The 1,604-nt window shown below is 70.8% G+C and carries 2 protein-coding genes and 1 pseudogene; all 3 read right to left on the bottom strand.

Translation table 11 applies throughout. The features are described from left to right. On the bottom strand, positions 1–893 hold an 893-nt coding region (locus ELR45_RS21680), incomplete at its 3' end, for a 3-dehydroquinate synthase family protein (protein ID WP_420813928.1). Positions 894–927: 34 nt separating this feature from the next. Further along, entirely contained in the window at positions 928–1,374 is a 447-nt protein-coding gene (locus ELR45_RS21675; RefSeq protein ID WP_240760010.1) for a shikimate kinase, read from the bottom strand. 47 nt (positions 1,375–1,421) lie between these two features. Beyond that, positions 1,422–1,604: pseudogene (locus ELR45_RS41325) on the bottom strand (chorismate synthase); the annotation flags it as partial.

Raw genomic sequence — 1,604 nt, 5'->3', positions numbered from 1 at the left:
GTGGCGTCGTCGAGGCGGCCCGCCAGCCGGCCCAGTTCCGCGGCGAAGACCAGTCCCACCGCGACGGCGGCTCCGTGCCGCCACCGGTATCGCTCCACCTTCTCGATTGCGTGCCCGAGCGTGTGCCCGTAGTTGAGGAACTCCCGGAGCCCGGACTCACGTAGGTCCGCGGAGACCACGTCCGCCTTGACCTTGACCGACCGCTCGACCAGCTCGCGGACGTAGGGACCATCCGGACGCGCGGCGCCGTCCGGATCCGCCTCGATGATCTCCAGGATCCGCGGATCGGCGATGAATCCGGCTTTGACCACCTCGGCGAGCCCGGCCACGTACTCGTTGGCCGGCAAGGAACGCAGCGCCGCCAGGTCACACAGCACCGCGGCGGGCGGGTGGAACGCGCCGACCAGGTTCTTACCCTCGGCCGTGTTGATGCCGGTCTTTCCGCCGATGGCCGCGTCGACCATGCCGAGCACCGTCGTCGGGATCGGAATCCAGCGCACACCGCGCAGCCAGCTGGCCGCGACGAACCCGGCGAGGTCGGTGCTGGCACCGCCGCCGACCCCGACGATCGCGTCCGAGCGGGTCATGCCGATCCGGCCCAGCACCGACCAGCAGTACGCGGCGACCTCCGCGGTCTTGGCGTCCTCGGCGTCCGGAACCTCGATCGCGTGTGCCTCGAGACCTTGCCCGTTCAGATCGTCACGTACCGCGTCCGCGGTGGTACGCAGTGCGCCCGGGTGGATGATAGCCACCCGCTGGACGCCGTCGCCCAGCAGGCCGGGCAGCTCACCCAGCAGGCCTGTCCCCACCACGACGTCATAGGGCGACTCACCACCGACGCCGATACGGCTCGGCTCGCCCGCCGGCTCGGCTCGCCCGCTGTGGTCCGTCATGGCGTGTCCGCCCTCCGCCAACGGCGCTCGCCCGTCAGACATGGCGGATCACCTCCTCGGCCACGTCATCGATCCCGCGGCCGCTGGTGACGACGGTGACGGAGGCGACTTCCTCATACAGCGGCCGCCTGGCGTCGAGAAGTTTCTTCAGCTGCGCCCGCGGGCTCTCCAGCAGCAGCGGCCGGTCCCGGTTCAGCCCGACCCGCGACACGGCGTCCGCCAGCCCGACGTCGAGGAAGATCACCATGTGGTTCGTCAGCTGCGACCTGGTCCCGGGGTTGCCCACGGCTCCCCCGCCCAGCGCCAGGACACCGTCGTGCTCGTCGAGCGCCGCCGTGATGGCGGTCTGCTCAAGCTCTCGGAACGCGGCCTCGCCGTCCTCGACGAAGATCTCCGCGATCGGCTTGCCTGCCACGCGTTCGACGTCCGTGTCGGTGTCCCGGAAGGTCACGTCGAGATACTCGGCCACCTTCCGTCCCACGCTCGACTTCCCCGCGCCGGGAGGCCCGACCAGAACTACTCGCGGGCTCATCGGATCGCCAGCCTCTCCGGAATGGCCTCCAGGAAGGCCTGGCAGTTCCGCGCCGTCTCCGGCACCGAGTCCCCGCCGAACTTCTCCAGCGCCGCCTGGGCGAGGATCAGCGCGACCATGGCTTCGGCGACCACTCCGGCGGCCGGCACCGCGCAGACGTCCGAGCGCTGATGGTGCGC

This window comes from Phytoactinopolyspora endophytica (assembly GCF_004138495.1).
GTDB classification, from domain to species: Bacteria; Actinomycetota; Actinomycetes; order Jiangellales; family Jiangellaceae; genus Phytoactinopolyspora; species Phytoactinopolyspora endophytica.
Note: the sequence above shows the minus strand (reverse complement) of the source record. Positions and strands in the feature narration are given on the sequence as shown.